Here is a 12,436-nt window from a genome sequence, read left to right as displayed (position 1 = left end):
CGCGTCTGGCTCGGGGGGCCACCCTGGGATAGCGTCACCCCGTGACCGAGACGACCAACCGCCAGCAGACCGACATCGACCGCCTGGCCGAGGCGCACCTCGATGCCGTCCTCGAGCTCAGCCCGATGACCGCCACGTATATGGGGGTCCCCGGGCGCACCGACGAGATCGACGACCTGTCGATCGACGGGCTGCGCGCGCACGCCGATCTCAACGCCCGCACGCTGACCGCCCTGGACGGGCTCGAGCCGGTCGACGACGTCGACAAGGTGACCGTGGCGGCGATGCACGAGCGCCTGTCGCTGGAGATCGAAGGCATCGAGCGCACCGTCGCCGGCCAGGACCCGACCGAGCTCAACGTCATCGCCTGCCCGGTCCAGACCGTCCGCGACATCTTCGACATCATGCCCAAGGAGACGGCGCAGGACTGGGGCGTGATCACCGCTCGCCTGCGGGCGGTGGGGCCGGCGTTCGAGCAGTATGCCGCGGCGCTGGCTCACTCTGCCGGTCACGGTTGTCTGTCCCCCCGTCGGCAGGTGGAGCGGGTGGCCGCACAGTGCGCCGACCAGGCTGGGGACGGATCCACCTATGACGCGCTGTTGACCGAGGCGCAGGGCCAGTCGGCGCAGCTGCGCGAGGAGCTGGCGACCGCGGTCGAGGAGGCCAAGACGGCCTTCGGCACGCTGGGCAGCTATCTGACGGACGAGATCCTGCCGCAGGCGCCGGAGTCCGACGCCGCGGGGGTCGAGCGCTATCGTCTCGCGTCGCGCCACTTCCTCGGCGCCGAGGTCGACTTCGCGGAGACCTATGCCTGGGGCCTGGAGGAGGTCGCCCGGATCGACGCGATGATGCAGGAGACCGCGCAGGCGATCAGGCCCGGCGCCAGCGTCAAGGAGGCCATCGCCGTCCTCGACGCCGACCCGGCCTATCAGCTCCACGGCACGGACGCGCTGCGCGCGTGGATGCAGGGCAAGGCCGACGAGGTTATCGCGGACCTGGCCGACCACCACTTCGACATCCCGGAGCCGCTGCGCGAGATCGGGTGCATGATCGCGCCGAGCCAGACCGGCGGGGTCTACTACACCGGCCCGAGCGAGGACTTTGCCCGCCCCGGGCGGATGTGGTGGTCGGTGCCCAAGGGAGTCACTGAGTTCACCACCTGGCGTGAGCTGACGACGGTCTATCACGAGGGCGTCCCGGGCCACCACCTGCAGATCGCGCAGACGGTTTATCGCGCCGAGCTGCTCAACCGGTGGCGCCGGATGGCGTCCTGGACCTCCGGCCACGGCGAGGGCTGGGCGCTGTATGCCGAGTGGTTGATGGCGGACCTGGGCTACATGGACGACCCGGGCAACCGGATGGGCCTGCTCGACGGCCAGGCGCTGCGGGCGACCCGGGTGGTCCTCGACATCGGCATCCACTGCGGCCTAGACGCTCCCGACGAGGTCGGCGGCGGGGCGTGGACCTATGACAAGGCGTGGGAGTTCCTCAACAACCACACCAACATGGAGGAGGCCTTCGCCCGCTTCGAGCTGGACCGCTATCTCGGCTGGCCGGGCCAGGCCCCCGCCTACAAGATCGGCGAGCGCCTGTGGCTGCAGCTGCGCGACCAGGTGCGCGAGGCCGAGGGGGACGCCTTCGACCTCAAGGCCTTCCACCGCCGCGCGCTCGACGTCGGTGGCGTCGGACTCGACACTCTGCGCCAGGCCGTCCTCGGTGAGCTCTGAGCCGCGAGTCGGCGAGGTCTGAGCATGGGCACCAGGCCCGGCCCGGACGGCTGGCTGACCAGCGGCGCGTTCGGGGCAGCCACCGGGCTGTCTCCCAAGGCCTTGCGGCTCTATGACGCGTCCGGCCTGCTGGCTCCCGCCGAGGTCGATCCGCACTCTGGCTACCGTTACTACGCTCCGGAGCAGGTCGGCGTGGCCCGGCGGATCGCCCTGCTGCGCCAGGCCAGGATGCCACTGGACCGGATCGAGTCGCTCATCACCGCTGCTGATGCCGAGGCGGCGGTCCTACTTCACCGGTGGTGGTCCGAGCAGGAGCGCGAGGTGGGCCGCCGAGAGGGGATCGTCGCCTACCTGCGGGACGAGTTGCTGGATCATCCCGCGCCGGACTTCCACGTGCGTTCCCGGCTTGCGAGCGAACGCACGGTGGCCACGGCCACCGTGCACGTCACCCAGACAGACCTGGTCCCGACGATCGTCCGCCTGCGGAATGACCTGCGTGACCACGTCGCCCAAGGGGGCGCCCGTCATACCGAGGAGCACTGGGTGATCTATCACGGCACGGTGACCCCGGACAGCGACGGTCCGATCGAGGTGTGTGTGCCCTACGAAGGGGCTGCGGCACCGGCCCGCGAGGTCACCCTGCAGGTCGAGCCGGCCCACGAGGAGGCGTGGGTCCCGCTGACGGCGGCCGAGTGCACCTATCCCCCGATCCTGCACGCCTACGCCGCCGTCGAGCGGTGGATCCGCGAATACGGCCGTCTCGCCGGACCGCCCCGCGAGATCTATCCGGTCCCCTGGGACGACCGACCCGACGCGGGTCCGGTGGCCGAGATCGCGCGCCCCTACCTCCCCCCATTTTCGTAGTGGTTTCGGTGCTGCCGCCCGGCTTTTCGCAGCGGTTTCGCGCCTTCCTGACCGCCGCCCTTGACCTGGCCCCTGGGGCGGGCCCCAGGCTGGGATCATGACCACGCACACAGGACCGTTCCGACCTGACCACCACACGGCATACAGCGACCCCGGCCCGTGGAGCGACCTGCTGGCCGCGGTCGAACCCACCGTCGAGGCGGTGTCTGCAGCAGTGCGCAATGTCATCGTCCACTACCGCGAGGAGCAGACCGTCCTGCCGGAAGACACCCGCGGGGACATCCACGGGCGGTGGATCGAGCGCACCCTTGAGCGCGACCAGCAGCGTCATGGCACACCCCTGACGCAGCGCCGCGAGCTCACCGAGCGAGTCCAGGGCTGCTGCCGGGACCACACCCTGCTCGCCTGTGCGGTGCTGCGCGAGCACGGCATCGCGGCACGCGGTCGGGTCGGTTTCTCCCGCTACTTCCAACCCGACTTCTGCCACGACCACGTGGTTGTCGAGGCCCAGTTCGAGGGCCCCGGCGGTCGCTGGGTGCGTTTCGACACGGAGCTCACTGGCTCGCTGGGCAACCTGGCGTCCCCGACCGACATGCCAGTCGGCCCAGACTCACCGTTCCCCACGGCGGGGGAAGTCTGGCGCAGTTGGCGGGCCGGCGAGATCGATGCTGGCCTGTATGGCGTAGCGCCGGGTCTGCCCGCCCGAGGCCCGTGGTTGATCCAGAACTATGTGCTGCGCGACCTCGCCCACCGATTCGGGGACGAGTTGCTGCTGTGGGATGTCTGGGGAGCCATGGTCGGCCCGGGCGACCCGCTGTCGCCGGAGGTGTTGGAACTGACCGACGAGGTCGCCGAGCTCATCGCGCAGGCGGATGCGGGACAGGACGGAGCCGAGGACCGGCTCGCCACGCTCTATGCCACGCGGGAGGGGCTGCGACCCGGCCTTTCGGTCCTGCGGTTCGACCCTCTGCTCCCGCAGAGTCGCCCCGTCGGGGAGGATCTGGACCTGACGGTGGCGTGATTTCCGTTTCTACCACCACGGCGCCATCGCCGTCGTCTCGGACTTCGCCTCACGGGAACCGCCACGAGGCTGTGGACAAGCCGGTCCTGGGCCCGCCATCGCTGGCACAATGGGGCCGCACACTGGCGTAGCCGACAGACAGGGGGCAACATGTGAGCGTGACGATCCCTTCACACCCCGGCCCATTGACACGGGCCGATCTCGACGCGCTGCGCCCGCCAGAGGGTTCGGAGCGCTATGAGTTGTTGGACGGGGCGATCATCGTGACACCGGGTCCGGGCAGGTGGCACCAGGCCGTCGTCGTCGAGCTGACAGTCCTGCTACGCAGCAACAGACCCGACGGTCTGGTCATCAAGACGGCACCCTTCGACGTTGCGCTCGCCGAGGACACCGTGCTCCAGCCCGATCTGCTCGTCGCAGGTCGTGATGACCTCACCGCGAAAGACCTCCCGACGGCCCCCCTGCTCGCCGTGGAGGTGCTCTCACCCAGCACCCGTCGCATCGACCTGCTCCTCAAACGCGACCGGTTCGCGGCGGCCGGCGTCCCGTCATACTGGATCATCGATCCCGACGTGCCGTCTGTCACGGTGCTCGAGCTCCACGACGGTGCCTACCGCGCGGTGCAGATGCGGCGCGGTGACGAGCCAGTCCACGTCACGATGCCTTTCCCGCTGGACTTCCGCCCGTCCGACCTGCTGCTTGAATAGCACGACCCCGTCGCCACGTCGTGCGCGCAGCTCGGTGAGGAGCAGGCCAATCTCGAGGGTGACCTCGGGTCCTGGCAGGCGGTCGGCTTCCTCGACGGCGAGGGCCGGCAGGAGCCGTTACCGTGGCACCGTGCCGACCCGCCTCGTCCTCGCCTCCGCCTCGCCCGCCCGTCTGAGCACCCTGCGCTCGGCCGGTGTCGACCCTGAGGTGATCGTCTCCACGGTCGACGAGCCGGCCGTCCAGGCCGCTGCCGAGCAGGAGGCGGGCCAACCGCTGGAGGCGCCCGACCTCGCGCTGCTGCTCGCCCGGGCCAAGTGCGAGGACGTTGCCGCACGCGCCCCTGACGCCGATGTCGTCCTGGGGTGCGACTCGGTCCTGCAGCTCGGGGCGGCGAACCACGGCAAGCCCGCCGACGCGGCCGAGGCGATCAGCCGCTGGCAGCAGATGAGGGGGCGCTCCGGCATCCTCCACACCGGCCACTGGCTCGTCGACCTCCGCGAGGGCGACGAGGGCGGCACCGGCGGCACGGTCGGCGCCACGTCCTCCACGCTCGTGCACTTCGCCGACCTGAGCGATGAGGAGATCGAGGCCTACGTCGCGACCGGTGAGCCGCTGCGGGTGGCCGGGGCGTTCACCGTGGATGGGCTCGGCGGGCCCTACGTGACCGGGATCGAGGGCGACTTCCATACCGTCGTCGGGCTGGCCCTGCCCGTCCTGCGCACGCTCCTGGGCGACCTCGGGATCGCCTGGCACACCCTCCGATCGGCAGTATGACGACGGGCCGGCCCGGCGGACCACCACGGGGAGCGCATCCGCGGGTGCTGTTGGCCTCGGCGGCCGAGTCGCTCGGCGAGGGCGCCGTGGTCGACTGGTGCGCGCGACTCGTGCTGGGGCAGGAGCGGCCGGACGACCCGGACCTGGCGTGGCTGGGAGGCACGGAGGACTGGGCGGCCTACTGGCGGCGGGTGTGGGGAGCGCGCGGTCTGCTCTACGTCTGGGACGACAGCGCGATTGAGGCGGTGGCCATGGCCCTGGGTGACGGGCACTGGCGCGTCCGGGAGATGGGTCTGAAGGTGGTGCGCGCCCACGGGCTCTCCGAGCTCACCGGTGAGGTCGCGGCCCTGCGGGACGACGACAACGCCCGGGTGCGTGCCGCCGCCGGGCGCGCCCTGCGCACCGGCTAGATACCGTGGCGCCATCGACGGTGAGCGACCCGACCCTTCGCGGCCTGAACACCCAGCGCCACGCTCACGTCGAAGACCGGGCATACTGAGGGTGATGACTACTCGATCCGGCGCCCAGCGCCGTCACCTCGCCACCAGCCCCTTCGCGCCGAGGGTCGAGCCGGACATCGAGCGTTTTGAGCTGCACGACAGGGTCACGCATGCAGTCCTCGGGCTCGGGCGCGTCATCAGCCACGAGAGCGCAGCCGTGACCGTGGACTTCGGCAACTGCACGCGGCGCATCGTCAGCCCGTTCCACAAGCTCGAGAAGCTGTAGGGCTCGAGAAGCTGTCGGCCGGCCTGCGCGGACCCGGCTCACACCGGCGGGACCGCCCGGTGGCGTGAGGAGAAGTGCCGATCCCGCCGCGCGGCATACCTCAGCCGGTGTAGGAGCTCCCCGCGCAGCGCGTCCGCCTCGATCACTCCGTCGATGACCAGGTCTGCGGCCAACCGCTCGAGGTCGACATCCTCCTCATACTCCGCCCGGCGCGCGGCCACGAAGGCGGCCTGCTCGTCCGGGTCGCTGATCTCGGCGATCTTGTTGGCATAGACCGCGTTGACCGCCGCCTCCGGACCCATCACGGCGATCTTGGCGGTCGGCAGGGCGAGGGTCGCGTCGGGCATGAAGCCCGGCCCGCCCATCGCATAGAGCCCGGCGCCGTAGGCCTTGCGCACGACGATGCAGAACTGGGGCACCGTGGCCTCCGACACCGCCGAGACCATCTTGGCGCCGTGCCGGATGATGCCGCCGCGCTCCACCTCCGAGCCGATCATGAAGCCCGGCACGTCGGCCAGATAGATCAGTGGGATCCCGAAGGCGTCGCACAGCCAGATGAACCGGGTCGCCTTGTCGGCGGAGTCGGTGAACAGCACCCCGCCCTTGACGGCCGAGTTGTTGGCCACGACGCCAACGGTCTCGCCCGCCATACGACCAAAGCCGATGACCAGCTCAGCGGCGAACAGCGGCTTGATCTCAAAGAAGCTGTCGTCGTCGACGAGCCCGTCGATGACCTCACGCACGTCGAACGGCAGCGACTCTGCCTCGGGCACGGTGTGCCGGGTCAGCGGCGCGGTCGGCTCCTCCGTCTCATAGCGCGGGACCGGCGTGTGCCAGTTGTCCGGCACGTAGGAGAAGTACAGCTTGGCCAGCTCGATCGCCTCGGTGTCGTCGGAGGCGAGCAGGTCGCCGACGCCGGAGACCGTGCAGTGCATCCGCGCCCCGCCCATCTCCTCCAGGGAGACCTTCTCGCCGACGACCATCTCGGCCATGCGGGGGCTGCCGAGATACATCGACGCGTTGCCCTCGACCATGATGATGAGGTCGGTGAAGCTGGGGATGTAGGCACCGCCGGCGGCCGACGGGCCAAACAGGCAGCAGATCTGCGGGACCTTGCCGGACAGCGCGACCTGGTTGTGGAAGATCCGGCCCGCGCCCCGGCGCCCCGGGAAGAGCTCGACCTGGTCGGTAATCCGCGCGCCGGCGGAGTCGACGAACCAGAAGATCGGGATCTCCTCGCGCAGCGCCATCTCGGTGGCGCGGATGATTTTCTCGACCGTGCGGGCGCCCCACGAGCCGGCCTTGACGGTGGGGTCGTTGGCGACCACGATCGCCGGGCGTCCGTCCACCTCGCCGCGGCCGGTCACCACGCCGTCGGCGGGCAGCCCGGTGGCCATCGCGTTGGCATAGCGCCCGTCCTCCACGAAGCTGCCCTCGTCAAAGAGGAGCGCGATCCGGTCGCGGACATAGAGCTTGTTCTGGCTGTCGAGCTTGGCGCGTGCCTTGTCCGAGGGGGACTGCGAGGCGGCGTATGCCGCGGCGAACCTGCCGCGGACATCCCCCACCCGGTCGTCGCTCCCCTCGGAGGAGTCAGCAAAGGGCGCCGGTGCGGATCCGGACTGCGGTGTCATGCCGCTCATCGTGTCAGGTGTCAGTCTCAGGCGGCGGGCAGGCCGAGACCGCGGGCGATCAGCATGCGCTGCACCTCGGAGGTGCCCTCGCCGATCTCCAGGATCTTGGCATCGCGATAGAAGCGGGCCACGGGGTACTCCTCCATGAAGCCGTTGCCGCCGAAGACCTGCGTGGCGATCCGCGTCGCCGTGACGGCGGACTCGGTGGCATAGAGCTTGGCGATGGCCGCGGCCTGCTTGACCTCGGCGACCGAGCGCTTGCCGGCGGCCTGCTGCTCGCGCAGCCACGCGGCCTTGTAGACGAGCGCGCGGGCCGCCTCGGTCATCACCGCGATGTCGGCGACCTGGAAGGAGACGCCCTGATAGGTCGCGATCGGCTTGCCGAAGGCGAGACGCTCCTGGCTGTAGCGCGTCGTCTCCTCCAGCATGCGCTGAAGGCAGCCGACGGCGAGGGCGGCGATCGCGATGCGGCCGTCGTCGAGGGTCTTGAGGAACTGCTTGAACCCGTGGCCGCGCTCACCGAGCAGGTTGGCCTCGGGGACGCGGGCGCCCTCGAAGGTCAGGCCGTGCGTGTCGGAGATGTGCCAGCCGAGCTTGCGGTAGGCCGGCTCGACGATGAAGCCGTCGGTGCCGTTGGGGACGATGATCGCGCTGATCTCGGGGCGCCCGTCAGGCAGCTCGCCGGTCTTGGCGGTCACCGTGACGACCGAGGTGATGTCCGTCCCGGAGTTGGTGATGAACGCCTTGGCGCCGTTGATGACCCATTCGCCGTTCTCGAGGACCGCTCGGGTCTTGGTTGCACCGGCGTCCGAGCCCGCCTCCGGCTCGGTCAGGCCGAAGCCGGCCAGGGCCTTGCCTGCCAGCAGGTCCGGCAGCCAGCGTTCCTTCTGCTCCCGGGTGCCGTAGGTCTGGATCGGGTTGATGCCCAGTCCGACACCGGCCTCCAAGGTGATGCCCATGGCCTGGTCGACGCGGCCGAGCTCCTCGATCGCCACGCACAGGTAGGAAAAACCCTCGTGGCCCATCCCCGCGCCGCCGAACTCCTCGGGCGCCTCGAGGCCGAACAGGCCGAGCTCGCCCATCTTGGGGATCAGGTCGACCGGGAAGTGGCTGTCCCGGTCCCACTGCTCGACGTGCGGGGCGATCTCTGCCTCGGCGAAGTCGCGGACAAGACGACGGAAGTCCTCGTGGTCACTGCTGAGCTCGAACATCGGCGGCCGGCCTCTCGGGTGTGCTTGACGTTGACGTAAACGTAAAGCATCATGAGCCCTATGGCAAGCGCGCAGGCAGACGACTCGTCCCAGGCCGGGACCCGGACGATCGCGGAGGTCGCCGACGAGTTCGGCGTCACCCACCGCGCCGTGCGCCACTACGAGGAGCTGGGGCTGCTCTCCCCCGAGCGGCGGGGCACGCAGCGGATCTATCACCGCCGCGACCGGATCCGGCTAGCCCTGATCCTGCGGGGACGGCGCATCGGCTTCCCCCTCGAGGAGATCCGCACGATCATCGACATGTATGACGAGCAGCCCGGTGAGGCCGGCCAGCTGCGCTATCTGCTGGCCCAGATCGATGACCGCCGAGCCGACCTCGAGAGCCGCCGCCGCGACATCGAGGACTCCCTCGCCGAGCTCGAGGTCATCCAGCGCCGCTGCCACGAGGACCTCGCGCGCCTCACCTGACCCCGCAAAAAGGTAGTGGTTTCGTAGGCCTCCCCCGCAAAAAGATAGTGGTTTCGTAGGCCTCCCCCGCAAAAAGATAGCGGTTTCGTAGGCACCCTCTCCCCGGGGATCAGGGTCGGTCGGTGACCGCCCGCGCCTCAAAATCCACGCGGTTGAACCGGGTCAACTGGGTGACGTGTGAGGGGTTGAGCTCCTCGACCGTGCGCACCTGCAGCAGCTGCATGGTCCGGCGGACCTCGGTAGCCAGGATCTCGATCGCCCGGTCCACACCCTCGCGGCCACCGGCCATCAGGCCATAGAGGTAGGCCCGGCCGATCAGCGTGAACCTGGCACCGAGTGCCAGCGAGGCGACGATGTCGGCCCCGTTGCGGATCCCGGTGTCCACCATGACCTCGGTGTCGGCACCCACCTCGCGCACCACCTCGGGCAGCAGGTGGAACGGGACGGGAGCCCGGTCGAGCTGCCGACCGCCGTGGTTGGACAGCAGGATCGCATCCACCCCGAGGTCGGTGAGCTTCTTGGCGTCCTGCACCGTCTGGACACCCTTGATCGCCAGCTTGCCCGGCCACATCGCCCGAATCTCGGCCAGGTCCTCGTAGTTGATCGAGGGGTCCATCGCCGAGTTGAGCAGGTCCCCCACGGTGCCACCGGTCTGTGACAGCGAGGCGAACTCCAGCTTGGGCGTGGTCAGGAAGTCCCACCACCACCAAGGACGGACCGAGGCGTTGACCAGCGTGCGTATGGCGATCTGTGGCGGGATCGAGAAGCCGTTGCGGGCATCCCGCAGTCGGGCCCCGGCCACCGGGGTGTCGACAGTGAAGAACAGGGTGTCGAAACCCGCGGCCGCGGCCCGCTCCACCAGTCCGTAGGAGATCTCGCGCTGGCGCATGACATAGAGCTGGAACCAGTTGCGACCGTGCGGGTTTGCCGCCTTGACGTCCTCGATGGAAGTTGTGCCGAGTGTGGACAGGGTGAACGGGATCCCGGCGGCCCCGGCCGCTCCGGCACCGGCGACCTCGCCCTCGGTCTGCATGAGGCGGGTGAAGCCGGTGGGAGCGATCCCGAACGGCAGGGCCGAGGTGTCACCCAGCACCGTCGTCGCGGTGTTGACCTCCGAGACGTCGTTGAGGACCGCCGGATGGAACTCCACGTCCTCGAAGGCCTGCACCGCGCGCTGCAGGGAGATCTCGTTCTCCGCGGCCCCGTCGGTGTAGTCGAAGGCCGCGGCCGGGGTGCGGCGCTTGGCGATCGCACGCAGTTCCTCAATGGTCTGCGCCGAACCCAGCCGACGCTCCTTGCCGCTCAGCACGACCTTCTTGAACTTCAACAACTCGAAGATCTCGGAGGGCTTGGGAACCTGTCGCTGCACCATGTCGACGATCATCACCCACCCGACGCGAGTGTGCAGCCGGGCGCCCGGGTGCGCCGCCGAGGCGACCTCGCCGGACTGCCAGCACTCGGTTTGAGGCGTGGCATTAGTGTGACCCCATGCCGATCAGCAAGGTCCTTATCGCTAACCGCGGCGAGATCGCCGTCCGCATCGCCCGCGCCTGCACGGACGCCGGCCTCGGATCTGTCGCCGTGTATGCCGATCCCGACCGCGACGCACTGCACGTCAAGGTGGCCGACGAAGCCTACGCACTGGGCGGCAGCACGCCAGGCGACTCCTACCTGGTGCAGGAGAAGCTGCTCGACATCGCCAGGCAGTCCGGCGCCGACGCGGTGCACCCTGGCTATGGCTTCCTCGCCGAGAACGCCTCCTTCGCCCGGGCCGTGATCGACGCCGGCCTGACCTGGATCGGCCCCGGTCCCGAGGCGATCGACTCCCTCGGCGACAAGGTCAAGGCCCGACACATCGCCACGCGGGCCGGCGCTCCCCTGGTGCCAGGCACCAACGACCCCGTCGACGGGGCCGACGAGGTGGTCGCGTTCGCGCAGGAGCACGGGTTGCCGGTCGCGATCAAGGCGGCGTATGGCGGGGGTGGGCGTGGCCTGAAGGTCGCCCGCACCATCGAGGAGATCCCCGAGCTGTTCGACTCCGCTGTCCGCGAGGCGGTCTCGGCGTTCGGTCGCGGTGAGTGCTTCGTCGAGCGTTACCTCGACAAGCCGCGCCACGTGGAGACCCAGTGCCTGGCCGACCAGCACGGCAACGTCGTGGTCGTCTCGACGCGCGACTGCTCCCTGCAGCGCCGGCACCAGAAGCTGGTCGAGGAGGCGCCCGCACCGTTCCTGAGCGAGGCACAGCACGCGGAGCTGGTCCGGGCCTCCAAGGCCATCCTCAGGGAGGCTGGCTATGTCAACGCCGGGACGTGTGAGTTCCTCGTGGGGCAGGACGGCACGATCTCCTTCCTCGAGGTCAACACCCGGCTGCAGGTCGAGCACCCGGTCACCGAAGAGGTCACCGGCGTCGACCTGGTGCGCGAGCAGTTCCGTGTCGCCGACGGCGAGGAGCTGGGTTATGACGACCCCGTCGCCCGCGGCCACTCCTTCGAGTTCCGGATCAACGGGGAGGACCCCGGCCGCGGCTTCCTGCCGGCACCGGGCAGCGTGCTGACCTATCGGGTGCCCAGCGGCCCCGGCGTCCGCGTGGACTCCGGCGTCGAGCAGGGTGATGTCATCTCGGGTGCGTTCGACTCGATGCTGGCCAAGCTCATCGTCACGGGCAAGGACCGTCAGGAGGCACTGGCCCGGTCACGGCGCGCCCTGTCCGAGTTCGTGGTCGAGGGCATGCCCACGGCGCTGACCTTCCACCGCGTCGTCGTCGAGGACCCGGCCTTTGCGCCCGAGGACCCGCAGGCCCCGTTCACCGTGCACACCCGCTGGATGGAGACCGAGTTCGACAACCAGATCGAGCCCTACTCCGGGCCGACCGCCGCCAGCGACGGCGAGCCCGAGGAGCGGCAGAACCTCGTGATCGAGGTGGGTGGCAAGCGCCTGGAGGTCTCCCTGCCCGGCGGCCTGTCCCTCGGTGGCGGCGGCAGCGCCAACGGCGCCCGCAAGAAGGCCCCCAAGCGCGCCCGCTCCGGTGGTGGCGCAGCAGCGGCCTCCGGCGATGCGGTGACCGCCCCGATGCAGGGCACGATCGTCAAGATCGCCGTCGAGGAGGGCCAGCAGGTCGCCGAGGGGGAGCTCGTCGTGGTGCTCGAGGCGATGAAGATGGAGCAGCCGATCAACGCCCACAAGGCCGGCACCGTCACGGGACTGTCGGCCGAGGTCGGCCAGACGGTCGGCAACGGCGCCGCCATCTGCGAGCTCAAGGACTGACCGGAGCACCACTGGCGGCGCCGTTCACAACATGGTTGTCTG

Annotated in this window: 12 protein-coding genes; 9 read left to right on the top strand and 3 right to left on the bottom strand. The window is 69.8% G+C overall.

Features of this window, described 5'->3' with window-relative positions; genetic code table 11:
• Positions 1-41 precede the first annotated feature (41 nt).
• From NF557_RS04860 to NF557_RS04830, 7 genes are all read left to right on the top strand, one after another.
• Positions 42-1,727 carry a DUF885 domain-containing protein gene (locus tag NF557_RS04860; protein ID WP_252622186.1) on the top strand — a complete coding sequence of 562 codons (1,686 nt, stop codon included), beginning with the start codon at positions 42-44 and terminating at the stop codon, positions 1,725-1,727.
• A 24-nt stretch (positions 1,728-1,751) separates the two neighbouring features.
• A complete protein-coding gene (locus NF557_RS04855; RefSeq protein ID WP_252622184.1) occupies positions 1,752-2,591 on the top strand; it encodes a MerR family transcriptional regulator in 840 nt (279 codons plus the stop codon).
• 97 nt (positions 2,592-2,688) lie between these two features.
• A complete protein-coding gene (locus NF557_RS04850) occupies positions 2,689-3,612 on the top strand; it encodes a transglutaminase-like domain-containing protein (RefSeq protein WP_252622182.1) in 924 nt (307 codons plus the stop codon).
• Positions 3,613-3,770: 158 nt separating this feature from the next.
• Entirely contained in the window at positions 3,771-4,319 is a 549-nt protein-coding gene (locus tag NF557_RS04845) for a Uma2 family endonuclease (protein WP_252622180.1), read from the top strand.
• 130 nt (positions 4,320-4,449) lie between these two features.
• Positions 4,450-5,094 carry a Maf family protein gene (locus NF557_RS04840; protein WP_252622178.1) on the top strand — a complete coding sequence of 215 codons (645 nt, stop codon included), beginning with the start codon at positions 4,450-4,452 and terminating at the stop codon, positions 5,092-5,094.
• Positions 5,091-5,504: a hypothetical protein gene (locus NF557_RS04835; protein WP_252622176.1), complete on the top strand. Its 414-nt coding sequence runs from the start codon at positions 5,091-5,093 to the stop codon at positions 5,502-5,504. The genes NF557_RS04840 and NF557_RS04835 overlap by 4 nt, the downstream gene beginning before the upstream one ends.
• 94 nt (positions 5,505-5,598) lie before the next feature.
• Positions 5,599-5,820 carry a hypothetical protein gene (locus NF557_RS04830; RefSeq protein ID WP_252622174.1) on the top strand — a complete coding sequence of 74 codons (222 nt, stop codon included), beginning with the start codon at positions 5,599-5,601 and terminating at the stop codon, positions 5,818-5,820.
• Between the two features lie 38 nt (positions 5,821-5,858).
• On the opposite strand, the gene NF557_RS04825 is transcribed toward NF557_RS04830, so the two are convergent.
• Together NF557_RS04825 and NF557_RS04820 are read right to left on the bottom strand one after the other, a co-directional pair.
• Positions 5,859-7,451 (bottom strand): acyl-CoA carboxylase subunit beta, encoded by a 1,593-nt coding sequence (locus NF557_RS04825; RefSeq protein ID WP_252622172.1) that lies wholly within the window; start codon positions 7,449-7,451, stop codon positions 5,859-5,861.
• A gap of 26 nt (positions 7,452-7,477) precedes the next feature.
• Positions 7,478-8,662, bottom strand: coding sequence for an acyl-CoA dehydrogenase family protein (locus NF557_RS04820; protein WP_252622171.1), 1,185 nt, complete (start codon positions 8,660-8,662; stop codon positions 7,478-7,480).
• A gap of 60 nt (positions 8,663-8,722) precedes the next feature.
• On the opposite strand from NF557_RS04820, the gene NF557_RS04815 reads away from it, so the two are divergent.
• Complete coding sequence (locus tag NF557_RS04815) at positions 8,723-9,130, top strand: MerR family transcriptional regulator (RefSeq protein WP_252622169.1); 408 nt, start codon at positions 8,723-8,725, stop codon at positions 9,128-9,130.
• A 109-nt stretch (positions 9,131-9,239) separates the two neighbouring features.
• On the opposite strand, the gene NF557_RS04810 is transcribed toward NF557_RS04815, so the two are convergent.
• Positions 9,240-10,502 (bottom strand): alpha-hydroxy acid oxidase, encoded by a 1,263-nt coding sequence (locus NF557_RS04810; protein WP_252622166.1) that lies wholly within the window; start codon positions 10,500-10,502, stop codon positions 9,240-9,242.
• A gap of 116 nt (positions 10,503-10,618) precedes the next feature.
• Here NF557_RS04810 and NF557_RS04805 point away from each other — a divergent pair, with 116 nt between their 5' ends.
• Positions 10,619-12,394: an acetyl/propionyl/methylcrotonyl-CoA carboxylase subunit alpha gene (locus NF557_RS04805; protein ID WP_252622164.1), complete on the top strand. Its 1,776-nt coding sequence runs from the start codon at positions 10,619-10,621 to the stop codon at positions 12,392-12,394.
• Positions 12,395-12,436 lie beyond the last annotated feature (42 nt).

The sequence above is a fragment of the Ornithinimicrobium cryptoxanthini genome, assembly GCF_023923205.1.
Taxonomy (GTDB): Bacteria; Actinomycetota; Actinomycetes; order Actinomycetales; family Dermatophilaceae; genus Ornithinicoccus; species Ornithinicoccus cryptoxanthini.
Note: the sequence above shows the minus strand (reverse complement) of the source record. Positions and strands in the feature narration are given on the sequence as shown.